Origin of the sequence: Paenibacillus anseongensis (assembly GCF_009757995.1) — a bacterium.
Lineage (GTDB): Bacteria > Bacillota > Bacilli > Paenibacillales > NBRC-103111 > Paenibacillus_E > Paenibacillus_E chondroitinus.
Map to the genome: position 1 here is coordinate 82,871 of NZ_WSEM01000020.1, position 24,764 is coordinate 107,634.

The 24,764-nt window shown below is 45.0% G+C and carries 25 protein-coding genes and 1 other RNA gene; 14 read left to right on the top strand and 12 right to left on the bottom strand.

Annotation, left to right across the window (positions count from 1 at the left end; all coding sequences use genetic code 11):
* Window positions 1-5 precede the first annotated feature (5 nt).
* Window positions 6-1,307 carry a DNA polymerase IV gene (locus GON05_RS24080; RefSeq protein ID WP_157322629.1) on the bottom strand — a complete coding sequence of 434 codons (1,302 nt, stop codon included), beginning with the start codon at window positions 1,305-1,307 and terminating at the stop codon, window positions 6-8.
* A gap of 213 nt (window positions 1,308-1,520) precedes the next feature.
* Here GON05_RS24080 and cimA point away from each other — a divergent pair, with 213 nt between their 5' ends.
* Complete coding sequence (cimA, locus tag GON05_RS24085) at window positions 1,521-3,140, top strand: citramalate synthase (RefSeq protein ID WP_157322631.1); 1,620 nt, start codon at window positions 1,521-1,523, stop codon at window positions 3,138-3,140.
* A 60-nt stretch (window positions 3,141-3,200) separates the two neighbouring features.
* Here the strand turns inward: cimA and GON05_RS24090 are convergent, their stop codons facing one another.
* Complete coding sequence (locus GON05_RS24090) at window positions 3,201-3,734, bottom strand: TlpA family protein disulfide reductase (protein ID WP_127454556.1); 534 nt, start codon at window positions 3,732-3,734, stop codon at window positions 3,201-3,203.
* 133 nt (window positions 3,735-3,867) lie between these two features.
* On the opposite strand from GON05_RS24090, the gene GON05_RS24095 reads away from it, so the two are divergent.
* Entirely contained in the window at window positions 3,868-5,187 is a 1,320-nt protein-coding gene (locus tag GON05_RS24095; protein WP_309492751.1) for an MFS transporter, read from the top strand.
* A gap of 44 nt (window positions 5,188-5,231) precedes the next feature.
* Window positions 5,232-5,657, top strand: a complete 426-nt coding sequence (locus tag GON05_RS24100; protein ID WP_157322637.1) for a M67 family metallopeptidase — start codon at window positions 5,232-5,234, stop codon at window positions 5,655-5,657.
* Here GON05_RS24100 and GON05_RS24105 read toward each other — a convergent pair.
* Genes GON05_RS24105 through GON05_RS24115 form a run of 3 tightly spaced genes read right to left on the bottom strand, consistent with a single transcriptional unit; the run spans window position 5,651 to window position 8,936 of the window.
* Window positions 5,651-6,385 carry an exonuclease domain-containing protein gene (locus GON05_RS24105; protein WP_157322639.1) on the bottom strand — a complete coding sequence of 245 codons (735 nt, stop codon included), beginning with the start codon at window positions 6,383-6,385 and terminating at the stop codon, window positions 5,651-5,653. The two genes, GON05_RS24100 and GON05_RS24105, sit on opposite strands and share 7 nt — an antisense overlap.
* A gap of 44 nt (window positions 6,386-6,429) precedes the next feature.
* On the bottom strand, window positions 6,430-7,512 hold the full coding sequence (locus GON05_RS24110) for a DUF294 nucleotidyltransferase-like domain-containing protein (RefSeq protein WP_157322641.1): 1,083 nt from the start codon (window positions 7,510-7,512) through the stop codon (window positions 6,430-6,432).
* Window positions 7,513-7,550: 38 nt separating this feature from the next.
* Window positions 7,551-8,936 carry an ammonium transporter gene (locus GON05_RS24115; protein ID WP_127454566.1) on the bottom strand — a complete coding sequence of 462 codons (1,386 nt, stop codon included), beginning with the start codon at window positions 8,934-8,936 and terminating at the stop codon, window positions 7,551-7,553.
* 311 nt (window positions 8,937-9,247) lie between these two features.
* Here GON05_RS24115 and GON05_RS24120 point away from each other — a divergent pair, with 311 nt between their 5' ends.
* Window positions 9,248-9,688 (top strand): MerR family transcriptional regulator, encoded by a 441-nt coding sequence (locus tag GON05_RS24120; RefSeq protein ID WP_127454568.1) that lies wholly within the window; start codon window positions 9,248-9,250, stop codon window positions 9,686-9,688.
* Between the two features lie 21 nt (window positions 9,689-9,709).
* Complete coding sequence (locus tag GON05_RS24125; protein WP_127454570.1) at window positions 9,710-10,402, top strand: zinc metallopeptidase; 693 nt, start codon at window positions 9,710-9,712, stop codon at window positions 10,400-10,402.
* 54 nt (window positions 10,403-10,456) lie between these two features.
* Here the strand turns inward: GON05_RS24125 and gltC are convergent, their stop codons facing one another.
* Window positions 10,457-11,341: a glutamate biosynthesis transcriptional regulator GltC gene (gltC, locus tag GON05_RS24130; RefSeq protein ID WP_181646686.1), complete on the bottom strand. Its 885-nt coding sequence runs from the start codon at window positions 11,339-11,341 to the stop codon at window positions 10,457-10,459.
* A gap of 160 nt (window positions 11,342-11,501) precedes the next feature.
* Here gltC and tpx point away from each other — a divergent pair, with 160 nt between their 5' ends.
* Window positions 11,502-12,020, top strand: coding sequence for a thiol peroxidase (gene tpx / locus GON05_RS24135; protein WP_127454574.1), 519 nt, complete (start codon window positions 11,502-11,504; stop codon window positions 12,018-12,020).
* A 48-nt stretch (window positions 12,021-12,068) separates the two neighbouring features.
* On the opposite strand, the gene GON05_RS24140 is transcribed toward tpx, so the two are convergent.
* Both GON05_RS24140 and GON05_RS24145 read right to left on the bottom strand, forming a co-directional pair.
* Entirely contained in the window at window positions 12,069-12,458 is a 390-nt protein-coding gene (locus tag GON05_RS24140; RefSeq protein WP_157322643.1) for a DUF1499 domain-containing protein, read from the bottom strand.
* Between the two features lie 145 nt (window positions 12,459-12,603).
* Complete coding sequence (locus GON05_RS24145) at window positions 12,604-13,953, bottom strand: Nramp family divalent metal transporter (protein ID WP_157322645.1); 1,350 nt, start codon at window positions 13,951-13,953, stop codon at window positions 12,604-12,606.
* A 161-nt stretch (window positions 13,954-14,114) separates the two neighbouring features.
* Here GON05_RS24145 and GON05_RS24150 point away from each other — a divergent pair, with 161 nt between their 5' ends.
* Both GON05_RS24150 and xylB read left to right on the top strand, forming a co-directional pair.
* On the top strand, window positions 14,115-14,615 hold the full coding sequence (locus tag GON05_RS24150; RefSeq protein ID WP_157322647.1) for a GNAT family N-acetyltransferase: 501 nt from the start codon (window positions 14,115-14,117) through the stop codon (window positions 14,613-14,615).
* A 146-nt stretch (window positions 14,616-14,761) separates the two neighbouring features.
* A complete protein-coding gene (gene xylB, locus GON05_RS24155; RefSeq protein WP_246239445.1) occupies window positions 14,762-16,282 on the top strand; it encodes a xylulokinase in 1,521 nt (506 codons plus the stop codon).
* 88 nt (window positions 16,283-16,370) lie between these two features.
* Here the strand turns inward: xylB and ssrS are convergent.
* From ssrS to cshA, 3 genes are all read right to left on the bottom strand, one after another.
* Window positions 16,371-16,552, bottom strand: a non-coding RNA gene (gene ssrS, locus GON05_RS24160) — 6S RNA.
* Window positions 16,553-16,602: 50 nt separating this feature from the next.
* The gene (locus GON05_RS24165; RefSeq protein WP_157322651.1) at window positions 16,603-17,442 is read right to left on the bottom strand and encodes a YesL family protein; all 840 of its coding nucleotides are present in this window, start codon (window positions 17,440-17,442) and stop codon (window positions 16,603-16,605) included.
* A 207-nt stretch (window positions 17,443-17,649) separates the two neighbouring features.
* Window positions 17,650-19,257 carry a degradosome RNA helicase CshA gene (gene cshA, locus GON05_RS24170; RefSeq protein WP_127454586.1) on the bottom strand — a complete coding sequence of 536 codons (1,608 nt, stop codon included), beginning with the start codon at window positions 19,255-19,257 and terminating at the stop codon, window positions 17,650-17,652.
* Window positions 19,258-19,548: 291 nt separating this feature from the next.
* Here cshA and GON05_RS24175 point away from each other — a divergent pair, with 291 nt between their 5' ends.
* From GON05_RS24175 to GON05_RS24195, 5 genes are all read left to right on the top strand, one after another.
* Complete coding sequence (locus GON05_RS24175) at window positions 19,549-20,085, top strand: DUF4178 domain-containing protein (protein WP_157322653.1); 537 nt, start codon at window positions 19,549-19,551, stop codon at window positions 20,083-20,085.
* Between the two features lie 50 nt (window positions 20,086-20,135).
* Window positions 20,136-20,825 carry a DUF4247 domain-containing protein gene (locus tag GON05_RS24180; RefSeq protein ID WP_181646687.1) on the top strand — a complete coding sequence of 230 codons (690 nt, stop codon included), beginning with the start codon at window positions 20,136-20,138 and terminating at the stop codon, window positions 20,823-20,825.
* 149 nt (window positions 20,826-20,974) lie between these two features.
* Window positions 20,975-21,799 (top strand): YitT family protein, encoded by an 825-nt coding sequence (locus tag GON05_RS24185; protein ID WP_127454592.1) that lies wholly within the window; start codon window positions 20,975-20,977, stop codon window positions 21,797-21,799.
* Window positions 21,800-21,925: 126 nt separating this feature from the next.
* A complete protein-coding gene (locus GON05_RS24190; protein WP_079413795.1) occupies window positions 21,926-22,120 on the top strand; it encodes a hypothetical protein in 195 nt (64 codons plus the stop codon).
* 131 nt (window positions 22,121-22,251) lie between these two features.
* Window positions 22,252-22,488, top strand: coding sequence for a Sec-independent protein translocase subunit TatA/TatB (locus GON05_RS24195; protein WP_157322655.1), 237 nt, complete (start codon window positions 22,252-22,254; stop codon window positions 22,486-22,488).
* A 45-nt stretch (window positions 22,489-22,533) separates the two neighbouring features.
* Here the strand turns inward: GON05_RS24195 and GON05_RS24200 are convergent, their stop codons facing one another.
* Window positions 22,534-23,691: an MFS transporter gene (locus GON05_RS24200; protein WP_246239400.1), complete on the bottom strand. Its 1,158-nt coding sequence runs from the start codon at window positions 23,689-23,691 to the stop codon at window positions 22,534-22,536.
* A 103-nt stretch (window positions 23,692-23,794) separates the two neighbouring features.
* On the opposite strand from GON05_RS24200, the gene GON05_RS24205 reads away from it, so the two are divergent.
* A partial coding sequence (locus GON05_RS24205) for a putative glycoside hydrolase (RefSeq protein WP_246239404.1) occupies window positions 23,795-24,764 on the top strand: 970 nt, incomplete at its 3' end.

Genomic DNA, 24,764 nt, shown 5'->3' on the forward strand with positions numbered 1-24,764 from the left:
TCCCCTCACTTCTCCTCTTCCTTATGAAGCGGATTATTTTTCAAATGATCCATCTGCAAGGAAGTCCCCCTTGACTTATGATTTCTAATAAAAGCAGAAGGGTCGTCACTCATCATACCAGCGGTCAGAATCGCGTTCTCGCCAAACTTATCTCGAAGTCCATCCATGATTTTATTTAAATTTTCGCGTTTTGGCTGCTTCTCGTAATCAAATAAATCAAGCTGCACGAACGTCTCTTCTTTGCTTGTTAGATTTTGCAAGGTAATCCCCAACAACCGGACCGGCTTGCCGTCCTCCCATTGATGATCGTACAGTTGGCAGGAAGTTCTGTAGATATCATCCATGTGCTCCGTCGGCGTAGGCAAAGTAACGGATCTCGTAATCGTCCTCATGTCCGGATCACGAATGGTGATTTGAATCGTGGATGTCATCAATTCCTGCTTCCGAAGCCTTCTGGCCACCTGATCTGCAAGATTCAAGAAAACGCGGTGAATCTCTTTTCTTTCTATATAGTCCCGAGGCAGCGTTGTCGTATGGCCGATAGATTTGCTTTGCTCTTGCTCAGGGTTAACCGGCGAGTTATCGATCCCATTCGCCGAACGCTTTAGATGTGGGCCCATAACGCCAAAATGCTTGCTTAGCAGTAACTCGTCGCCCTCCGCCAGTTGCCCGAGTGTGAAGATGCCCAGCTTTGTCAGCTTATCAGCCGTTTTTTTGCCGATGCCATATAAATAGTTGCACGGTTTATCCCATAAGACAGTAGGCACGTCCCGCAGGCGCAGAACAGAGATGCCATTCGGTTTTTTCATATCCGAGCCCATTTTAGCTAATAATTTATTTGGTGCAACGCCAATGGAGCAGGGCAGTTGCAGCTCCTTCATAATCCTTTGCTGGATTGTCCCGGCAATCTCAAGCGGGGTACCGAACTGTTTGGATCCGGTAATATCTACAAAACACTCGTCAATCGACATGGATTCGACCATGGGGGAATAGCTGTAAGCGATTTGCATAAAACGTCTTGAAAAACTGCGATACAATTCAAAGTCAGGCCGGATAAGCATCAAATCAGGGCATATTTTCAACGCCTGTCCGACTTGCATGCCTGTTTTAATCCCCATCGATCGGGCCACATAAGAGGAAGTTACAATGATCCCTCTGCGGAGCTCCACGCTTCCGGCAACTGCAATGGGTTTCCCTCTATATATGTCTGGCTCGACAGCCTCATGGACGGAACAATAAAATGCATTCATATCGATATGCAAAATAACTCTGCCTTGCTTGGGATAGTGATGCTCGACCGTCGTCATTTCACAACCCCTTCCATATTCAAAAAACTAGATGAAAGTCATTTTCAGCATACAAAAAAATATGGGTTCAAGCAAACGCATTTTTGAGTTATGATGTCTTTACCCGTAATATTATGTTATAATCGTAAATTATACATTAGCGCTTTAAAGCAAGCATATTAACCTACACATACGTATCCAAGTCATTTTTGCTAGCTTTTGAAGGAGGAACCCATGCCAACATCAGTCAAAATCTTCGACACTACCCTAAGAGACGGAACTCAAGGAGAAGGCATCAGCTTATCTGTTGAGGATAAAATTAAAATTGCCCGGAAGCTCGATGAGCTTGGGGTTCATTATATTGAAGGCGGATGGCCGGGCAGCAACAGCAAAGACATCGAATTCTTTGAGCGTGTCCGCGACATGAAGTTCACCAACGCCAAGATTACCGCCTTCGGAAGCACAAGGCGCAAAGATTCCCTTGCTTCAGACGACATTAATCTGAACAGACTTGTTGAATCAGGTGCGCAGGTAGCAACCATCTTCGGGAAGTCCTGGGACTTCCATGTGCATACAGCGATTCAAACGACACTCGAAGAAAACCTGGCCATGATCTATGACTCCGTACTTTTTTTGAAAAGCTCCGGATTAGAAGTCATTTATGATGCAGAGCATTTCTTTGACGGTTACAAAAACAACCCTGAATATGCTTTGCAAACGATCAAAAAAGCCCAAGATGCCGGTGCAGACTGGATCGTATTGTGTGATACCAATGGAGGTTCGCTCCCTGGTGAAGTAACCGCAATCGTAACCGCTGTGAAGCAGCATGTATCAACGCCTGTTGGCATTCATGCGCATAACGACTGCGAGTTAGGTGTGGCTAACAGCCTCGCTGCCGTTCAAGCTGGTGCCAGACAGATTCAAGGTACGATTAACGGCTATGGCGAGCGCTGCGGGAATGCGAACTTAAGCTCGATTATCCCTAACCTTCAATTGAAGCTGGGATACGACGTTATCACTGAGGAACAATTGAAAACATTAACACCGGTTTCCAGGTATATCAGCGAAATTGCCAACATGCATATGCCGATCAATCAACCTTATGTCGGTAACGCTGCATTCGCCCACAAAGGTGGTATTCACGTATCTGCGATTCTGAAAGACGCAAGTACGTATGAGCACACGAAACCAGAGCTCGTCGGCAACAAACAGCGCGTCCTTGTCTCAGAGCTTGCCGGCCAAAGCAATGTACTTGTCAAAGCGCAAGAGCTGAACTTAGACTTCGATAAAGAGCCACAGAAAACCAAACAAGTGATCGAGAAGATTAAAGATCTCGAACATCAAGGCTACCAGTTCGAGGGAGCAGATGCGACACTTGAGTTACTGCTGCGTGAAGCATTTGAAGGGCTTGAAGAGATTTTCACTTTAGAATCATTTAAAATGCTTGTTGAGAAATCCGCGAACCAATCTGTCGTATCGGAAGCCATCGTCAAGGTTAAAGTGCATGGCGAGACAATCTACACAGCGGCGGAAGGAAACGGTCCCGTTAACGCCTTGGACAACGCTTTACGCAAAGCGCTTATCCAATATTACCCGGATATCAAGAATATCCACCTATCCGATTATAAAGTCCGTGTCCTTGACGAGAAAGACGCAACAGCCGGTAAAGTGCGCGTCCTGATGGAAACGACAGACTTTAACACGACATGGAACACGCTAGGGGTTTCCAGTAATATCATCGAAGCCAGCTGGTATGCGCTTGTGGACAGCTTGCGTTATGCGCTGATCTCCAGACAACGTGTTGAGCCGGCCAACAAAGAGCAAAACGAGCGACTTGGCTTGATCAATCACTAAGACTATACACAGACAAAAGCTGCAAATTGGCCCCCTGAGGCTAACTTGCAGCTTTTTTTATCATCCCTTGATGAGACCCGCTATCTTCTTATCCAACTCTTTTGGCGAAAGCACGTGAATGACTTCACGGACCACGCCATTTTTATCAATCAGAAAACTCGTTGGAATTGCAACAACCCGATACGCATCCGCGTTCGTCCCCTGCTTGTCCAACAGCACAGGGAAAGGGTATTTATACGTTTCCACGAACTTTTTGATATTCTCCATTTTATCCCCAGGCGTCACATTCACCGCATACAAATCAAACTGTCCTTCGTATTTGTTATATACATTCACCAGATCCGGCGCTTCTTCCTCACACGGACCACACCAGGATGCCCAGAAATTAACGAGCAAAGGCTTCTCGCGCGGACCACCAATCGTGTACGCCTTTCCATCAAGCCCAGTCAAGGTAAACGCAGGGGCAAGGAAATTCACCTGAGGCGCTTGTTCAGTTGGCATTAAGGTCTGTTTATTCTTATGCTGGGCGTTTTGATAAATAGCTATCCCGGCTAACACTACGACCAATACGATTACAAATACATTCTTCTTCAAAAATGTGTTCACCTCCATTGTCTATATTATCTCCAATTCAGCCTAATTTCCAACATCGGCAAATCAACAAAGTATGCTTTCCCCATTTACGGGAAAAGTAAGTCTACCAATTGCTCTGAAAGGAATAATCAAAGTGAACAAAGTTGCAACATCCAACACCAGGACCAAAAACAGATTTAGTGACCATGCCAGCAACGGCTCAAACAACACATCGAATAACAAATCAAACAGCAAATCCAAAGATAAGTCAAGCAAAGGCTCCATATGGGAATACATTGCGTTAGCAACAATTCCTTTGGTTCTCGTCTTAGGGAATTCCATGCTAGTCCCTATTTTACCTGATCTACAGGAAAAGATGGGCATCTCCCGCTTCCAAAGCTCCCTTGTCATTACACTATTCTCGATTGCAGCAGGCGTCATTATTCCGGTATCCGGCTACTTGTCAGATCGCTTTACGCGGAAATCCGTCATCATTCCATCGCTTATCGTGTACGGGGCAGCTGGTGTTCTGGCAGGCTTCGGGGCTGTTTGGCACTCTTACCCCATCCTGATCATCGCACGCGCCATACAAGGCCTTGGAGCCGCCGGTACAGCCCCTATAGCCATGGCATTAGTTGGCGATCTATACAAAGGCGGAGATGCAAGCAAGGCTCTAGGGCTTATAGAAGCTTCCAATGGAGCAGGCAAGGTGGTCAGTCCAATATTAGGTTCATTACTTGCCATAATCGTCTGGTTTGCCCCTTTTTTCGCATTTCCGATCTTTTGTGTATTAGCATTGCTGGCTGTTATTTTCATGATTAAAGAACCTCCGAACGAGAAAAAAGCAGAACCTCTAGGCACCTATTTAAAACAAATCAGAGATATCCTGCAAGAAAAAGGGCGTTGGCTTATTCCTGCCTTTTTCGCCGGTTCGATCACTTTATTCATTCTGTTCGGCGTGCTCTTTTATTTATCTCAAATATTGGAGGAAAAACCCTACAGCATCGAAGGAGTCCGCAAAGGGCTCGTATTGGCCGTCCCCCTGCTTTGCATGGTCATAACCTCGTACACAACCGGCGCCAAAATCAAACAAAATGGCACATTGATGCGATGGTTAATGAATATCGGACTGATTCTGATGACAGTCTCCTTAACATTAGCAATCTTTCTCAATACGAACCTGTATGTGTTCATAGGACTTCTGTCGCTTAGCGGAATAGGCACAGGACTCCTGCTCCCATGTTTAAACACCATGATCACCGGCTCTGTGGAACGCGATCAGCGCGGGATGATCACGTCTTTGTACAACAGCCTTCGCTTTATCGGCGTCGCATTCGGTCCGCCATTATTCGGATGGCTCATGAACATGTCACATAAAACCTTGTTCATAACAGTAGCCTCAATGGCTCTCCTGATGTTAGCGCTCGTCTTTTTCTGCATCAAACCGAATGAAGAACTGAAAGGAAAAGCATGATATACTAGCCTCAATCTTAGTCGCATTTTAAGGTGGGGGCGCCAATGGTCGTATATTTTAAAAAAGAACTCTTCAATCAGCTGCTGCATTTCAGCCAGCAAACGATGCCGGAGGAAGCATGCGGCCTCATTTTAGGCAAATCTACGAGCTCAAATGAAGAGCTTCTAGCCTCTTCTTTTGTTCCCATGCGGAATTGCTCCACCCATCCTCGAATTCATTTCGAGTTGGACCCGGCGGAGATGATTCCCTATCTAACAAATAACCAAAATCCTGTGATGGGCTTATTCCACTCACATCCAACAGCTTCCGCGGTTCCATCCGCCGCGGACCTGCAAACCCTTTGGCATACGATTCCTACTCATTGGATCCTCTCTTTGACGAACCCAGATAACCCTGAGTTAATGGTTTATCAAATAAAAAAAGCCTCATTGACCGGTTATCACAAACTCGCGTTTGTAATCGGTCAATGATGGCTTAAGAGGGCGTATAGATCACCCAGCGTATCGACGTTTCTCGCTTTGATCTCCTCCATGAATCGGGACCACAGCTCTGCTGTCATCAAAGAATCCTCTAGGGCATGGTGACGCTGAGTAACCGGTATATCATAAGCATGAAGCAATGAATCCAAGCTTAAATTTTTCCTTTTTGGCATCAGCCACTTCGCAATCATCATCGTATCCAATACACGATGCGACAAACTGACCTTAGAGGTTCGCCAGAGCGCAGAATTCAGAAAATTTTTATCGTGCCCGGTTGCATGAGCTACCAAAATTCGTTGTTGGACAAATTCCAGAAAATCACTCAAAACGCCGATCAATTCAGGGGCATCTGCTACCATTTCATTCGTAATCCCTGTCAATTCAATGATGTCTTCTGGGATTTTACGTTTCGGATTTACCATACTATAGAAAGTATGATCTCTCTGAACTTCACCGCCAATAACGGAGACACCGCCGAACGAAATAATTTCATCACCATTATAAGGAGAAAATCCTGTCGTTTCCAAATCAAAAACTACAATTTCCATCGAGTGCAGCGGTATTTCAAACAGGGAATCCTTCCGCTGTTCTTTTAACATGGAGCGAATAAAAGCCATCTGCTGGGCACTTTGCACATCAAACATAGAGGTTATAGCCGGTGTCAGCCCCCCCATTTTGTACAACTGCCACATACGTCCGCCAGGCCGCATATCTTTCATCCCAACTCACCTCTCCAACACAAGAAAAATGCATTCCGATTCATCTAACCCTTTTCTCTCTCTATGTGTGAAACAATCGACCTTTTGACATACTTCTGCAGCTCAATCCCAGCACGTAAACATTGTTTCAATTCCTGTTTGACTTCCTTAGTTAATTGATCGGCGGCCAGCCTCCCGCGAGTTGTGTACATCTCATTTTCCAATTGGAAGGGCGTCAAATCCCTGAGCTTAAGTGCTACGCAGAATGCCTCTAACCACTCATCAGCTAATTGATCTGGTATAAAACCACTTTCCTTTAGGAACTTTATCCTTTGCAACGTGGATGAGTGCATGATTCCAGCTTGAATAGCGAGTAGGCGTACACCATTCACGATAGGAATATAAGCGCCATATTTGATATCAAAACCACCAGCATCTTCGCCGTACCTCTCCGTAATCAACTGGCCAAAGACACCTAACGATATTTTGTGGTGGAGCGTATTCGACAATAAATAGTTCAGAATGCCCGAGTTCTCTCGAACATAAGTTAAAAACGTATCCTTCAGTTGATCGACCAAATTTTGCGATCCGTATATACACCGCATATCCGCCATGATGAGCAGGTAACGGATATTTTCCCACTCCGGTTCCCGCAGCCATTCCAGCATCATTTGAGTATATTCCGATAACGGCTTACGCCATTGTATATTGCTAGAAACAACATTGCCTTCACACGGCGGGTACCCTAACGCGTCTAGACCTTCCAAGATGCAATCAACCAATTTAATGAAGTATTCTTCTACTTTTTCTTTTGGATGCTGGTCGCTTTCCGCATATACAAGCCCGTTGTCCTGATCACTCCAAAGCGTTTGTTCACTACGCCCTCCGCTTCCATACAGGATAAAAGCATACGGCACAGGCGGTTTCCCAAAGCCTTCATCTTCTAAAATGTGTTCAGCAAGCTCGATCGTTCTCTGTATAAAAGCATCGTGAACAGCGTTCACTTTTCGTCCTAATTCCGGTGTATGAGAGAAAAGGAGATGCTCCCGAAACATCTCATGCACCTGATCTCTGGTTATTCGCATCTCATCGAACTGTTCCGATAGATAGATACGCTCCAGGATCTGTTCCATTGAGAGATGTTTCATGTTGCATCCCCTTTGCCCAAGTAAAAAGTTATGTGATATTAAACGGACACGCCGTTTTGAGCTGCTTTTTTCATTTGCTCTGGGTAACCGTATGAACCATGTTCAGACAAGTCCAGACCAATGATTTCTTCTTCTTCTGTTACACGCAGACCAACTGTAGCTTTAAGAATTCCTAAGATAATGAAGGATAAAACAAGTACGAATGCCAATGCTCCGAAAACGCCAAGCGCTTGAATACCTAGTTGGTGCAAACCGCCGCCGTAGAATAACCCCGCGCCACCGACACCAACTTTAGCCGAAAGATCAGGAGTAGCGAACAGACCCGTGGAAAGCGTACCCCAGATTCCAGCGATACCATGTACAGAGAAAGCGTAGATCGGATCGTCGATACCAGCTTTTTCAAACCATTGCGCCGTGAAGAAAGTTACAATACCTGCTACCGCACCGATAACAATCGCAGCCCAAGTATCTACGAACGCACACGCTGCTGTAATTGCAACAAGTGCTGCAAGTACACCGTTCAACATGCTTGGAATATCCGCTTTACCAAAGTACATCCAGGAAATGATCAGTGCAGCAACACCACCAGCCGCAGCAGCCATGTTCGTTGTCAATGCGATGTAACCGAAGAATCCATCCCCCATTGCACTTAGCGTACTACCTGGGTTGAATCCAAACCAACCGATCCAAAGAATGATAACACCGAGAACAGACAACACTTGGTTATGACCAGGAATCAGATTTGGCGTTTTATCTTTATTATATTTGCCAATCCGTGGTTTTAACAAGATCGTAGCTACCAGAGCTGCTGTCGCACCTTGTAAGTGAACGACTGTTGAACCCGCGAAATCTTGCATACCAAGCTTACTCAACCAGCCGCCACCCCATACCCAGTGAGCAACGATTGGATAAATCACGACAGTGAACAAAATTCCGAAGATAAAGTAAACAGGAAGCTTCGCTCTTTCAGCGAATCCACCCCATGCAATCGCCAAGGATACACCTGCGAAAGCCAGTTGGAATAAGAATTTGATTCCGATCGGCACGTCAGAAGCAGATAACGCCCCGAATGCCGCTGTAGCTTGATCTTCCAAGCCTGTAACGAAGAACCCTGTTGTTCCGAAGAAGGCATTGCCATCACCGAAGGCGAAACCGAAGCCAACAGCCCAGAATGCAATGGCACATAGTCCGAAGGTTAAGATTGTTTTACCGGCTACGTGACCGGCATTTTTCATTCTAGTCGACCCTGCTTCTAATAAGGCGAAACCAGCTTGCATGAAGATAACTAAAATTGCGGCTAACATGACCCAAACGGCATCGATTGCACTTTGCAATTGGGGAACTGTCGCTTCATCTGCAGCAAATGCGAGAGTAGGGAACAGCAGGGCCATGACACCAAAAGCTAACAACAACTTCTTAACCATACGACCACTTCCTTTAATGTTAGATTAAATAACATGTAATGAAACTCTTAATGTCATTATATACAGGTTATATGGGTTTGACAATAGGATTTTCTCTAAAAAAATGAAAAAAACGAAAAATAACCTGACATCGAACAGGCATAATTCGTGTTTTCATTAATTTTTTGTGAAAAATGTGAAGATTCCTATCTTTGAACCCTTGTCAGGTATGATAGCATAAGCATCACGTTTGACTGTACGGTTTGTAATCAGGTATCATTATTATATAGAAGGAATTTATTATATGACATTGGAGTAGAGGTGAATGAAACATGGAAAATGAGAAGCTATATAAAATCGGGGAACTTGCCAAACTTGCCGATGTTAGTTCTCGAACCATTGATTACTACACCAAGCTTAACTTGATCGAGCCCGAGAAAAGATCCGATACGAACTACCGACTTTATAGCGATGAAACTTTGAATCGACTTAAACGTATTGAAACTATGAAGAACGAGAAATATACCCTAGAGGAGATCAAAGCAAACTTACAGCAATGGAGCAAGGTATCCCAAGATGACACAGTGAGAGATAAGCTGACATCAATTCAGCTTCATCTTGAACAGTTAATGAAGGAAGCCAAAGAACTTGGGCCTATTATCCAACAGTTGAAGCCAAATCAGCTCAAAAAGCTCTATCGCATTCTAACGCAACCAACTGCAGCATGCATTGAAGCATTAATTGTTCTTCTAGGTAAAAATCCGTTCTCATAACGAATTACGGAGGCATGTGAAATGTTATTTTTTCACCCAATGGATTTTCTCATTATTATTGCATTCGCTCTTTCTTTGTGGGCTTCGTTCAGAGTTCGTGGAACATTCAACAAATGGTCTAGTGTCCCTGTCTATTCAGGCATGACAGGTGCCCAGGCCGCACGTCGGATGCTGGATGCCAATGGGCTCTATGATGTCCCTGTTGAAGCCGTACGAGGCACCTTAACAGACCATTACGACCCGACGGCTAGAGTTGTTCGATTATCAGAGCCTGTCTACTATGAAAGCTCCATATCAGCCGTTTCCGTCGCCTGTCACGAAGTTGGGCATGCGATTCAGCACAAAGTACATTATCCTATGCTCGTTGCAAGACATTACATGTTCCCCGTCGTAAATTTTGCATCTGGCGTAGCTCCACTTTTAATATTAGCGGGGTTCTTGTTCCAACAGATTCCATGGCTTCTCGGTCTGGGCATTATCTTTTTCGCAGCAGCCGTCGCCTTCCAACTGGTTACCTTGCCGGTTGAATTCAACGCTAGCTCCAGAGCCCGCGATTTGATGGTTTCCGAGGGATTCATCTCCAATCAGGAAGAACGCGGGGTAGCCAAGGTCCTTAATGCAGCAGCACTTACTTATGTCGCGGCAGCGTTAATCTCCGTGCTAGAGCTACTGAAATATATCATGATATTTACAGGTCGTAACAACGACGATTAATACAAAAAGCTCTCCATGGCGTTGCAGCGTAAGCAGCACACGGGAGAGCTTTTATTATTGGAAATATTCTTGCAGAAAGCGTCTGAACACTTCAGCTACTAACGGAAGCTTTTCACCTTTCCGGCTTATCAAACCTACTGTACGCGTTACTTGCGGATCGGTAACACGGATTTTGGCAGGCTGCATCTGGCCGCCTTCAATCAGCGCCATCGCAGGCAGCAAGCTGACCCCCATCCCCGCGGCAACGAGACCACGAATCGTATCCGTCTCTTCTCCCTCGAATTCGATTTTCGGGACGAAACCGGCCTTCAAACACGCCTCCATGACAATAGAACGCAGCGTATACTCTTCACTAAACATAACAAAGTTCTCATGTTTCAATTGCTCAAGACGAATCGACGTATAATCAGCCAGGATATGATTGGCCGGAATAATCGCATATAATTCTTCCGTCAGCAGTAATTCACCTGTCACATGCTCATGGGACTCTGGAAATGGCGAAATAAAAGCGAGGTCGATCTCACCTTTCGTAACATCTCGAATCAAAGACGTATACGTCCCTTGGCGAAGCCGAAATTTCACATTGGGATGATCCTTCTTAAAAGAGGCAACGACAGCTGGGAGTAAATTAATAACTAAGCTGTGCGGGAAACCAATACGAATTTCCCCTGCCTCCGGATCAAGAAATTCATGCATCTCACCAACGGCGCGCTCCAGATCCGTCAGTATCCCTTCGATGCGGCTTAAAAATAAATGACCAACCGAAGTCAGTTGCAGGTTACGCCCTTTTTGAACAAATAAATTCACGCCAAGCTCTTCTTCTAACAGATGGATTTGGCGGCTAACAGCGGACTGAGCCACATGCATTTCTTCTGCAGCTTGCGTCACGTGCTGTTTCCTTGCAACTTTCACAAAATACTGCAATTGTCTTAATTCCACTTGGATGAATCCCCCGACTTTTCTTACAGGATTACGAATCTGTCAACATTTTATGCATTTAAATTATAGCCTCACAGCTTCAATTGGACAACCTAACTTCAAAAAGCTTATAATGAAAAAGTTGTTAAATTGCATGGAAATCAAAGGAGGAACTGTTCAAATGGCTCAAGACCGTACTGGTGTTGCTACAATCAAAGGCAATCCGATCACCTTGGTGGGACCTGAAATTAAAGTAGGTGACAAAGCACCTAACTTCACTGTGAACAAAGACTTGATGACACAAGTAACCTTGGCAGATTATGCTGGTAAAGTAAAGCTGATCAGCGTAGTTCCATCCTTGGACACTGGTGTTTGTGACGCACAAACTCGCCGCTTCAATGAAGAAGCAGCTGGCCTAGGTGACAATGTCACTGTACTGACAATTAGCGTTGATCTTCCTTTCGCACAATCCCGTTGGTGCGGAGCAGCTGGAATCGACAAAGTCATCACATTGTCCGATTACAAAACAAAATCCTTCGGTGAAGCATATGGCGTATTGATCAAAGAGCTTCAACTTGATATGCGTTCAATCTTCGTTATCGACGCTAACGATACTGTTCAATACGTGGAATACCTGGGCGAAATGACAGCTCACCCTAACTACGAAGCAGCTGTAGCAGCTGTTAAAAAATTAATTTAATAGAAACAAATAAAACAGCAAGGAGGCCAAGCTTCCCTGCTGTTTTTATTATCCTTCAATTTTATATTGAGCTAGTTTACGGTCTAATTGTTTGTAAATATCTATAATCGTACGGTAGTTGGAACCAAGGTCCCCCATCGAGCCGCGGGATGCAGAATAAATATCCACTGCCGTTTTCACGGGATTAATCGCGAACAGTGTCAAAGTAACATCCTGTGTTCTGCCTGTCATTGTTCTACGTTCTGCGAGAATTTCGCCTACACTTTGGACTTCATGGAGCAGCTTATAACCCGGTGTCTTCTTCAAAACTGCCGTAACCTCTTCCCATACCTGCTCTTTGGGAAGCTTATAATACCTTGTTTTCAGCAAAGGATCTTTGGCTTTATCTCCGGTCGTTTCGTGACTGCGAAGTAATCCGATTAAAGTTCTCTTAAGCAAAAGCCTTTTCCCCCTTCAATGAAGTGCATTTAGACCGCTTGCCTTCTCTACACTGCTCTCTATATTACCACTGTTTGGGGATAAGAAAAAGAGGGAAAATGAAATCGGTAGGATTACTCCACAGTCATTTAGACAGATTTACTCATTAATTTCCAAAAAAGGTACTATAAAGCAAATAGGCATTTAGAGCTGCAATTAAGACCGCTACGATCCAACTAAGCACAATCATCCACTTTGGTGTGATAAGTTCACCCATTTTTTTACGGTCAGAAGTAAACTTCACTAGCGGAATGACAGCAAAGGAAAGCTGTAATGACAAAATGACTTGACTTAGAATGAGCAAATCCGTAGCGCCACTTTCTCCATAGATGCCAATCACGATGACCGCTGGAATAATTGCAATCATACGGGTGATCAAACGGCGAAGCCATGGTGAAAGACGGATATTCAGAAAGCCTTCCATGACGATTTGTCCGGCTAATGTCCCTGTGAGCGTTGAATTTTGCCCTGAAGCTAGCAACGCAACAGCAAACAATACACTCGCGGCGCCAGTACCTAACATAGGCCCCAGCAGATGATAGGCATCCTGTATTTCAGCTACTTCTTTGCCGGCTGAGTGAAAAGCTGCCGCAGAAAGAATAAGAATAGCCGCATTGACGAACAAGGCTAACATTAAAGCTATTGTAGAGTCAATCGTTGCGAATTTAATAGCCTCGCGTTTACCTTGAATAGTCGGTTCAATTTTACGTGTTTGAACGATGGATGAATGCAAATATAAATTATGAGGCATAACCGTCGCCCCAAGAATACCAAGAGCAATATATAACATAGCAGGATTGGTTACAATTTCAGTTGTCGGAATGAATCCCGCTGCTACAGCCGCGAAGTCAGGTTGAGAAAAGATGAGTTCCATGACAAAACAAAAAGTAATAAGTGCCATCAAGGAGATAACCATGGCTTCAATGTAACGAAAACCTCTTTTTTGAAGCATCAATACTAAAAGAACGTCTATCGATGTTAATATAACACCATAAATTAAGGGAATACCGAATAACAAGTTCAAGGCAATCGCTGCGCCAATGACTTCCGCTAAATCACAGGCTGCAATCGCTAATTCACATAGAATCCATAATGCGAACGATACAGGCTTACTGTAATGATCCCGACAAGCTTGCGCTAAGTCACGTCCTGTTACGATGCCCAAACGACCGGCCAAGGCCTGCAAGAGTATAGCCATCAGGTTCGAAATTAAGATCACTGACAAAAGGGTGTATCCAAACTTGGAACCTCCCGCTAAGTCCGTCGCCCAGTTCCCAGGATCCATATACCCAACCGCGACCAGGTAGCCGGGGCCTACGAATGCAAGCAATTTACGCATGAAGCCTGCCTTCTTGGGTACTCGCATACTTTGATGAACTTCAGGCAAACTCGGCATCGAGGATTTACCTTTCCAGCCTTCACCTTCATGCTCAGCTTCTTTATATGCTATTGACATAGATATCTCCTTCTTTCGTAAGACCAATAATGTTGTCCTAAGGAAACATTTTATTTAGAATTATACTATATAAACCCATACTATGCTATAGGCAAACACTTATGTGCATACGAAATAAATTTTCCCATGGGAAAAACCAACAATGAGGAGTTAATTTCACAATGAATATTCGTCCAATCGCCAATGATTTAGAATTGAAAGCAGCTCATAATATTGAAATGACCGTGTACACAAAAGAGTCCGCTGCATCGTGGGATGCTTTTCAGATGAGGATGGAAGTGTTCGGGCGCTATTTTCTCGTAGCTGAATCCGATTCAAGTTCTGAGCAGCTAATTGTTGGTGTAGCCAATGGTGTGCAATTGAATCATTGCGACCTCTCGGATGAGAGCATTAAACAGAGTGTTGATTATGATCCTAACGGCCGTTATTTTTGTCTGCTGACGATCGCCGTACATCCTGATTACCAACGGCAAGGCATTGCCGCTAATCTCCTCCAAGAAATAATACGGAAAACCAAAGATGATGGTTTAAAAGGCATTATTTTAATGTGTGAAAAACATTTGATTTCATTCTATGAAAGAAATGGATTTCGGTACATTGGCCCATCGGCATCGGAGCATGGCGGAGTCCAGTGGTATGAAATGAATTTGATATGGCAATAGACGAAAAAAATCTCATCAAAAGAAGGATTTTTATGTTTTCGTCCGAATAATATAGATGATCCATCTTTGTATATTTATTAAACAAACAAAGATAATGAAAGACTAATTCTATTTTCAACAAAGGGTGAATGCATATGTCGTATTTTATGGGGTTAGATTTAGGAACTTCTGCAGTTAAATGTATTCTTGTAGATGACTCAGGTAACGTCGTTGGAAGCTATAGCGTTGAGTATCCACTTCAGCAGCCGCATCCCGGTTGGGCAGAGCAGCATCCTGAGGACTGGTGGAACGCCACTGTCGAGGGTATCCGCGCGCTCTTAACGAAAACAAACATCCCTGGCAGCGATGTTGCAGGTATTGGCTTTTCCGGCCAGATGCACGGGTCGGTCTTCCTTGACGAGGTGCAGCAGGTCATCCGACCTGCGCTGCTCTGGTGTGACCAGCGCACGGCCGAGCAGTGCGCTTACATCGAGTCGACCGTCGGCGAAGCCGAACTCGGCCGACTTACAGGCAATCGGGCGCTGACCGGCTTCACCGCGCCTAAGGTCATTTGGCTCCGGCAGCATGAGCCGGAGAACTACGCGCGCGTTCGGCATCTGCTGCTGCCGAAGGACTACGTCAGGCTGCGCCTGACGGGCGCGTTCGGCATGGACATGGCCGACGCAAGCGGCACGCTGCTGCTGGACGTCGCACACCGCAGCTGGTCGCAAACCGTCGCCGAGCGGTTGGAGATCCCGCTCGAGTGGCTGCCGCCGCTCTTTGAGTCCGGCGACGTAGCCGGCCATCTGCTGCCGGAAGCAGCCAGCCTGACTGGCCTAACCGCAGGCACGCCGATCGTAGCCGGCGGCGGAGACCAAGCATGCGGCGCCGTTGGTGTTGGCGTCGTCCGCCAAGGCATCGCGTCGGTGGCGCTCGGCACTTCCGGTGTCGTCTTCGTTCACGACGACACGTATCAAGTGGATGAAGCGTACCGGCTTCATTCCTTCTGTCACGGCGTGCCTGGCAAATGGCACCGCATGGGTGTTATGCTGGCGGCCGGCGGCTCGTTCCAGTGGTGGCGCAATCACTTCGCGCACGAAGAGCTCGAGCGCGCGCAGCAGGAAGGCAAAGACGTCTACGAGATCTTGACGTCTGAGGCGTCCACCGCTCCCTTAGGCAGCGAAGGCTTGCTGTTCCTGCCTTACTTGTCCGGGGAGCGGACGCCGCACCCAGACCCCAAAGCCCGCGGCGCCTTCATCGGCCTGAATCTCAGACACGGCAAAGCGCATCTGACCCGCGCCGTTCTTGAAGGCATTACGTTCGGGCTGCGCGACTCTCTTCAACTAATCAGGGAGTCCGGCGTCGAGGTGACCGAACTTCGCGTGAACGGCGGCGGTGCTAGAAGCCCGTTCTGGCGTCAAATGATTGCTGACATCTTCGGTATCCCTGTTGTCACCGTTAACTCTACAGACGGCCCTGCTTATGGCGCTGCCATCATGGCTGCTTCAGGAGTCCTTGGAGAGGACATCACTTCGCTTTGTGAGAAATGGATCCAAGTCACAGATCGCGTAGAGCCGAATATAGATAATCAAAATAAATATGAAGCTTATTATCAAATTTACCGTGGCCTATACGGCACACTTCAAAATACTTTCCACCAATTAAGCGACCTTGCCGGTCAATCCTAATATTGTGTAAGAACTAAAAAAGCGGTTGAACAGGAAACCTTCCTGATCAACCGCTTTATTTGTACGTATTTATAAGTATGAAGACGCAAAGAAACCCGCCTATGCCGTCCGGTTTTTGTGCTTCAAACCCGCTCTCGCAGGTGGGTGTCCGCAGAAGTGTATTTGAGGTCCCCTTTCGAGGGCATGTCAGCCACACTTCGATTTAGGTCTCCCTAGAAACAGTCATTGGTTTAAAACAACTTAAAACCGTTACGTACATCGCAGGATTCTTTTGTAGTTCTTATTATAGTGCTGTACCGGCTGATAATCAACTGGTAGCTTTATTCTCTATTCTTTTCGTCATTTTTATGCAGACTAACCGCAGAATTTCTAGTTTCTGTTTCTTCTTCAACCAAATCTTCCGAGTTAGCTTCTGCTTCAGCCTCAGCTTCTTCAAGCTTCTGCTGCTCTTTCTCTTCGAGTTCCTGCTGCTTAATTTGCAATTTCGTGAAACTGCGATTAAACTGCCAGAATGAAAAGGTTGCCATAATGCTTCCCATGAAGAACACTACAAGGAAGAAATTAAACTTCGTAACACAAATGTAAAAAATAGCTCCATTACAAAGCAGCAATACGATGGAGTTGATTGGATTTCCAATTGAAATCAAGACGGAATTTTTCAAAATCTGAAAGATCTTCATATGCAGGTGAACCATGATGGAAAAGAAATTAAATAAGGAAATGATCATGATGACCGTGAATGCAATGAACAAAACGGCCAATATTTTGAGCGAACTTCCTTGTTTTAAGTAAAAGAAGTAATTCACGCTAATGATGACGAAGATGAGAACAAAGAAAATACCGCCGACCATACTTTGCACGTAATTTTCTTTATATCCGCGAAAAAAAGTTTTCAGCAGAGGCACATCTTCTTCTCCAGTAACCCATTTCCTAGCAACTGCGAACATGGCAGTAGTCGCCGGGAATAAAGTAAACGGTGCCAAAATTGCGATGATCGGTAACATGGCTTTCAGCCCATCAGGAGAGGGACTAACCAAACCCATAAAACCAAAAAAGAAAACCGGAATTGAACACAAAATCCATAAAAGATTGATCACCGATAAACGCATGATCCATTCTGATATTTTGTAAAGTCCTCCCATTACTCCTCTAAACTCCAAACCCGCTTCCTCCTTAGCGTTTCCTTCAGGAAACTTTCTACGTTGATAGTCCATAAGTCATCAAAAAGCTTGTCTAGCCAACCTTGGTTTAATTATAGCCTATTTTTGAACATTAAGGTAGACGTCTAGTCATACTAGGTTCTTCAACGATTGAAAAAAGGCGAAGATCCTCCAGGATCTCCGCCTTTTTTTTGTGGGTGTAACCCCTTATTTATTTACCAAAGTGTCTTCGCTTTTACGAGGAGCTCTGGAACGATCGCGGTTGCCCGGATTGTTGCTTCCGTATTCACGGTTTCTGGAAGAGGAGCTGCGTCCTTCTCCGCCTTCTCTGTTTGAACCGTAATCTCTGCCGCCATCTTTACGCGGGTAACGGGAGTTGGAGCTGCCGGAACCGGAGCCGTATCCGCCACCTTGGCGACGATCTCCTGAACCGGAACCATATCCGCCACCAACGCGTCGGCCTGAGCTGCGCACGTCGAATTTTTTCTTTCTAGCACGGATTGGATCTTCCGGAGTCAACTCGATATTCAGTTCTTTTTTGTCGCCTGTCAAAAGCTTCATAGCTGCTGCTAGCAAGTTGACAGAATCATATTGCTCAAGCATTTGGATAGCCAAACCTTTGAATTCGAATTGTGCATCATTTTGAAGCACATCAAGAATACGCTCAGCTGTCATTTTTTGCTTGCCTTCGATCGCTTCTGCCAAGCTAGGCAATGGCTTTTTGCTAATTTTATGACGAGTAACTTTCTCGATGAAGTGCAAGTGATCGATTTCTCTTGGTGTTACGAACGTCCAAGCTGTACCTTCTTTACCAGCACGTCCTGTACGACCGATACGGTGAACGTAGCTTTCCGGATCTTGCGGAAGGTCAAAGTTGATAACATGCGTTACGCCGGACACGTCAAGTCCACGAGCCGCTACATCCGTAGCAACGAGCACGTCGATGCTTCCGTCACGGAATTTTCTCATCACATTATCACGTTGATTTTGGGACAAATCACCGTGTAAACCTTCTGCAGCATAACCTCTTTTTTGTAGAGCTTCCGCTAATTCATCAACGCGGCGTTTCGTACGTCCGAAGATGATGGCCAGTTCCGGAGCTTCCATATCAAGCAAGCGGCTTAATGCTTCGAATTTTTGTTTTTCGTGCAATTCGATATACGCTTGATCAATCAGCGGCGCGCTGACTTGTTTCGGGATCACCGATACATGCTCAGGATTACGCAGGAACTGCTGCGCCAATCTCTGGATGTTCGTTGGCATCGTTGCTGAGAACAGCATCGTGTGGCGCTCTTCCGGAACAAGCTTCAAGATGGATTGGATATCATCCATGAAGCCCATGTCAAGCATTTCATCTGCTTCATCCAAGATAACCGTTTGAACATCATCAAGTTTAATCGTTTTGCGATTAATGTGGTCAAGTAAACGACCAGGCGTACCGATAATGATTTGAGGTTTCTTTTTAAGTGCACGAATTTGTTTTACAATATCCTGTCCACCATAAATAGGTAAGGAACGAATGCCTTTGAAACGGCCGAGTTTCTCAATCTCTTCCGCAACCTGGATGGCAAGTTCCCGTGTTGGACACATAATAAGAGCGGAAATACGCTCTTCTTTCATATTAATTTTGTGGATAAGCGGGATACCGAAAGCTGCTGTTTTACCAGTACCGGTTTGTGCTTGACCGATCAAATCTCGGCCTTCCATGGCTAACGGAATCGTTTTTTCTTGAATCGGTGTGGATTCTTCAAACCCCATCTCCGTTACCGCACGTAGAATCGCCGGCTCTAAACCAAACTCCTGAAATGTTTTCAAATAAATTCAATCTCCTTTTGTACAGGGCAGGCTAATGCCTTGTATCTTTTTTACCCTTAAGTACGACTTCCTATCCGTGTCTATAGTTTCTTGGTGGATAACATTTCGATTCATCATCTTCCATGATCCAATGGGCCGCCCTTAAGAACATCTAAAGTATTATAGCACAAGTTATATGCACAATGCCAGAGGCTGCTTTCATGAGCATATCAAATGATGAGAACGAAACCTTAAGCATAAGCTAAACGTATTACAGGTAAGAACAACATTCGGAACAGAGGAGAGTTTTCAATGTCCATATTTAAACGTGTAAGCAACATTTTGCGAAGCCAGAAACAAATACCGGAAACAACCCCTGCCGGCAACCCGCTTGAAGACGCCAAAGTTGGGGATATTGTAAATGTAGACTTAGAGGAATACGTCATATCCGGTAAAGTCGTTTATTTTGACCGCGGTTTTGCTCCGCATCGCTACGCCTATTATTTGCAAAGCGGCAGAAATATTCAGTGTCTGATTGTGGAAAAAGGACGAACCTATGATTGCTTCCTATGCAGCTTTGTTGAAGGAGCACTTGATGATCCCAATGATGTCCCGACACGGCTTGAACTAGATGACGATTTGACGTTCGACTTGGAGTTTCATCGTAATGATGTTACGCGGACAGAAGGAAATACCGATTTCCGAAGTGGTGATGATGTCATCTTCTGGCGCTACTTCGGCCCTGATCGCAGATTCTTCTTCCTTCAATGGCAAGATGGCAAGTTTATCGCCGCCGAAGGGGAGCGCACGCCGGGGAATCAGATTAAATTTTTGAAATCGACGCATTAATTCACCTGTGATATCATTAGTCATACCCCAAAAGGAGGGTTTACTGTAAAGTGAAAAGATGGACCTCATGGCTTTCCTTCCTATTGATCATCGCCCTTCTGACCGGGTGTGGCGCTGATGCCGTACGATATATTAAAGATGAGTACCCGCTTGTCAGTGTAGAAGGCAAAGGCACTAACCTTTCTAAAGTATATTTGGTTGAAGGGAAAAATGTCCCTGCTGTTGCAACTGAACTAGCCGCGAAAGAGTCACCGAAAGAAAAGAGCAAGGAATCAGAAGATCAAATGTTCCTTGTTTATAGCGATAAAGTCATTAACATTCAGAAAGATCCGAATGAGAGCAAGAACACCCTGGTTCAGGTAGATAGTATTGAATATGCAAAAACGCATTATGATTCTTCCTTCTTACAAGGTTTTTTGACAGCGGCCTTACTGCAGAACCTCTTCGGAGGAAGCTGGTTCAATAATAAAGGATCTTACGATTATCGGGGTTATACGAAGACACCGACCTATAATGCAGGCTCTGGCAAAGCTACTACGCCAACTACCGATACCTCCAAGGATAAGAAACCGACTACGTCGGATCGAACGGGAACTTTCAAGAGCGGGACGGCAAATCCCAGCTCAGGCAGCTCCTCTACGTCTCGTAAAAACGACGGGTCAACGCCTAGTAAGGTAACGAAGCCTTCAACCAGTAAGCCAAGCACATCAAAGAAAACCGGCTCCTTCAAAAGGCGCTAGTCACTTGGGAAAAGCTGTTGTCCACGAATTGGACACAGCTTTTTTATTTCTGTTTATTTTAATTAAACAATGGTTAAATAATGATTGAAGTTTTGAAAGAATGAATTATACTTGCATTATGCTGCATACTATTTTAGAGGTGATTTTTTTTGAAAAAAGCGCTGGATGCCATCATCATTTTAGTTGGCGCTCTGCTTGTCGCGGTTGGCTTCAACATGTTTCTCATCCCTCACCAGCTGCTTAGCGGCGGGGTGTCGGGATTCGCGATGATTATCGGGTATTTTACGAACTGGAACATCGGCTTATTATATTTAATTTTTAACCTGCCCCTCATGATATGGGGAATGATTGTGATCGGCCGCAGATTCATTATGATCAGCGTTGCATCTGTCATTTTAACCTCGTGGCTGATGCAGATCCTGCCTACGAGTTATGTGGCGCAGGAGCCTATTCTTGGCGCAGTGTTCGGCGGCGTATTGATCGGGATCGGAAGCGGTATCACCTTAAGGATTGGCGGTTCCACCGGCGGCTTTGATATTGTTGGCTTGATTTTAACCCGCAAATTTGATTTTCCACTGGGTACGATTATCTCCGGTATGAACGGTATCGTAATTGTCGCTCTCGGTTATTTTAAAAATAATTGGGACCTCGCCCTCTTCTCCATGTTAGCCATCTATATCTGTGGGAAAGTCGTCGATACGGTACATATTCGCCATGTTAAGGTGACGGCGTTCATCGTTACGAAACAGAAGGATGAGTTGACTCATGAGCTGCTGCAGCTTCCCAGAGGCGTCACACTAGTAAAAACAGAAGGCGCTTATACGAAACAACAACATGATATGCTCATGACCGTCACAACTCGCTATGAGCTCGCTGAGCTAAAACGAATTATTAAGAAGATAGATCCAAAAGCGTTCGTAAATATCGTTGAAACCGTTGGTGTCGTTGGCGAATTCCGCAAGCTGAAGTCGTAAATCGTGTAACCAGCCTCTTTCATCCAGATTAAATTGTGTTATAATGATTGTAATTTCATATAGTTCTGGTTTCATCGTGAGTGGTTCAGGCGTAGTTCTTATTCTAATCTTATGATTGGAAGGGTGATGCTTGTGGAAACAGTCAAATTATCCAGGATTGTAATGAAATTAACACCCGAGTTGTACCCCTTCTTAACCAGCTGTGAGCTGGACTCTGAGATCGTCCTTCGGTTTGGTATCGAGGCGCTCGAGGCAGAAGACGTCATGGAGATTATTCAATTCAGCATTTCGGAACATCATAAAGACGCCCTTTATCATTAAGGGGCGTCTTTTTCTGCTAATGCACATTTTTTTACAACATTGTTATTCAGTTTGTAATAATTAGGCTATATAGGTTATTATAATAACATGATATAATAGTGCATAAAGATAAATTATTGGAGGTGTCTAGCATGGGAGCATTATCTCCTTGGCACATCATCTTAATCGCAATTGTTGCCCTTCTCTTGTTCGGGCCTAATAAACTGCCTGAACTTGGCAGAGGTTTTGGCAAAATGTTTCGTGAATTCAAGGATGCAACGAGTGGAAACGGCGGTAACAATTCAACGGATGATCAGCCTGTACCGGTTCGTAAAGAGATCAATCCTGCTGAAGTAACGAAAACAGAGACAGGTCAAATAAACAAATAATAAAAAGCACCCGGTAATATTTTTCTACAGGGTGCTTTTATTTTTTTAACTCCTGCTGCGCATAACGGTCTGTGTTCCTAGGAACATCACCGCCGCGATAGCCGACATGACGGTCGCGAACACGTACATGCTGGCGCCTCCCCACTGTTCACTTAACCAGCCCCCTATGGAACCTCCGATGATTCCTGCAAGCCCCATGAACACCATGGCAAGTATGGATTGTCCTGTTGATCCGAACTGCTCCGGCAGCAATCGAACGACATATTGTACGGCGACAATCCATAACACGGCGAAGGTGAGCATTTGTGTCACCTGTAGGCCGATTAACACCCAAGGGTCGGTAATCACTGAATAAAGAATCCAACGGATTGTATAAATAATCGCAACAATTCCAAGAATGGTCAGCTCATGATAACGATGGATGTAGCGATTAATTAAGGCAAATACAGGAATTTCGCTGCAGGCCGCAATCGCCCATGCCCAGCTTACCATCGAATCCGTGGCACCCAATTTATTGAGATATAAGCCCAGTAGTGCATCATTCATGCGATGCGGGATTGAAATAATCAAGATCATTAACATAAACCATAGGAAGCTTTTACTTTTAAAAATAATGCTAATAGCACTTAGGGTAATACGTTGGCCGTTGCTCTTCTCATCCTTAATAAAGGCTAGAAGCAGAAATGGAAATATCCACAATACCCAATAAAAATAAGGCATTTTGGCTACCCCGCCCAATTGATCCAGCAGCAGCCCCGAAATTAGTGCAACCCCCGAGAAACCAATGGAGCCCCACACCCGAACTGAGCCATAAGACATTCCACGAACAGCCGTTGACTTCACGACCAAATTATCAATGAGTGGGATCGATGGCAGCAAAAAGAAATAAAGCAGAAGGATGAAGCCTAATGTAAGTCCGAATCCACTCGTTAAAAAAAGCCCAATGCTGCCTAATAAGGATAGCACCCACAACAAAAATACGATATTTTTCACGGAATTAAATCTATCGCTTACATAGCCCCAAAAGGGTTGAGCGAATATCGAGATAAAGGGGCCAATCATCATTAACAGTCCAATTTCTGCTGCTGTGTAGCCTTTCGCTTGCAAATATAAGGGTAAATAGGGCATTAAGATTGCGCTTGAAGCATAGTAAAAAAAGTTAACTCCCGACAAAGATACAATTTGCTTATCAAGTTTCAACAACGACTACCTTCTTTCTACAACTCTCAACAAATTTCCTCTGTGCGGAGCTTGCTGCTTGCTTTATAATAAAGCAGAGAACAAGATTGGAGAGGACTTATACATCATGGAAATTTTACTTGCTTCACTTGCCCTGATTTGGGGCAATGTTACTGCCGCTAACCCTGACGCAAGCTTCGAGCAGCTCGTACAAGCATCTTTGGACGCTAAAAATGCCGTAGCAATCGTTCAACCAGCCCCTACAAACGATCCAACTGATCCTCTCGCCCCAGTAAACAAACTAGACCCGCAAAAAGACGCACCCAAGGTTAAAGGTATCTATGCGACTGCGCATAGCGCAGGAGGTTCCCGTCTCAATACACTTGTAAAATTAATGGACGACACGGAACTGAACGCAATGGTTATCGACGTCAAAGACGATTGGGGTTACATCACGTGGGAAACAGGCAATCCAGAGCTGGACGCAATGGGTACCACCCAGAAAATCATTGGCAATATGCCCAGTCTCATGACTACGCTTAATGAACATAACATTTATCCCATTGCACGCATCGTAGTTTTCAAAGACACCGTTCTTGCCAAAAAGAAACCGGAACTCTCTTTCGTTAACCCTGACGGCACGGTTTGGGGCAATGGCAAAAATCCGCCGGACAGCTTCGTAAATCCATATAACAAAGAAGTATGGGATTACAATATTGCTGTCGCCAAAGAAGCCGTCAAAGCCGGTTTCAAAGAAATTCAGTTCGACTACGTCCGCTTTCCGGAAGGCTTCGAGAAAAGAGCAGACACACTTAAATACACCAAAGATGATCGTCCTCGCATCGATGCTGTAGCTTCTTTCGTCAAATATGCCAAAGAACAATTGCAGCCGCTTGGTGTACGTGTTTCCGTTGATATTTTCGGATATGCCGCATCGGTTCCGGCAGCTGAAGGGATTGGACAAGATTTCGAGAAAATTTCTCAAAATGTCGATGTCATTTCCCCGATGATTTATCCGAGTCATTATAGTACGGGCTGGTTTGGCGCTAAAGTACCAGATGCCGCTCCTTATGTGACAATTAACGGTGCATCGAAGG

Coding starts and splice junctions, on each gene's coding strand:
- GON05_RS24080 (WP_157322629.1), bottom strand. CDS start 1,307: ATGACGACGGTCGAGCATCACTATCCCAAGCAAGGCAGAGTTATTTTG.
- cimA (WP_157322631.1), top strand. CDS start 1,521: ATGCCAACATCAGTCAAAATCTTCGACACTACCCTAAGAGACGGAACT.
- GON05_RS24100 (WP_157322637.1), top strand. CDS start 5,232: ATGGTCGTATATTTTAAAAAAGAACTCTTCAATCAGCTGCTGCATTTC.
- GON05_RS24105 (WP_157322639.1), bottom strand. CDS start 6,385: ATGAAAGATATGCGGCCTGGCGGACGTATGTGGCAGTTGTACAAAATG.
- GON05_RS24110 (WP_157322641.1), bottom strand. CDS start 7,512: ATGAAACATCTCTCAATGGAACAGATCCTGGAGCGTATCTATCTATCG.
- GON05_RS24115 (WP_127454566.1), bottom strand. CDS start 8,936: ATGGTTAAGAAGTTGTTGTTAGCTTTTGGTGTCATGGCCCTGCTGTTC.
- GON05_RS24120 (WP_127454568.1), top strand. CDS start 9,248: ATGGAAAATGAGAAGCTATATAAAATCGGGGAACTTGCCAAACTTGCC.
- GON05_RS24125 (WP_127454570.1), top strand. CDS start 9,710: ATGTTATTTTTTCACCCAATGGATTTTCTCATTATTATTGCATTCGCT.
- tpx (WP_127454574.1), top strand. CDS start 11,502: ATGGCTCAAGACCGTACTGGTGTTGCTACAATCAAAGGCAATCCGATC.
- GON05_RS24145 (WP_157322645.1), bottom strand. CDS start 13,953: ATGTCAATAGCATATAAAGAAGCTGAGCATGAAGGTGAAGGCTGGAAA.
- GON05_RS24150 (WP_157322647.1), top strand. CDS start 14,115: ATGAATATTCGTCCAATCGCCAATGATTTAGAATTGAAAGCAGCTCAT.
- xylB (WP_246239445.1), top strand. CDS start 14,762: ATGGGGTTAGATTTAGGAACTTCTGCAGTTAAATGTATTCTTGTAGAT.
- GON05_RS24175 (WP_157322653.1), top strand. CDS start 19,549: ATGTCCATATTTAAACGTGTAAGCAACATTTTGCGAAGCCAGAAACAA.
- GON05_RS24190 (WP_079413795.1), top strand. CDS start 21,926: ATGCTTGTGGAAACAGTCAAATTATCCAGGATTGTAATGAAATTAACA.
- GON05_RS24195 (WP_157322655.1), top strand. CDS start 22,252: ATGGGAGCATTATCTCCTTGGCACATCATCTTAATCGCAATTGTTGCC.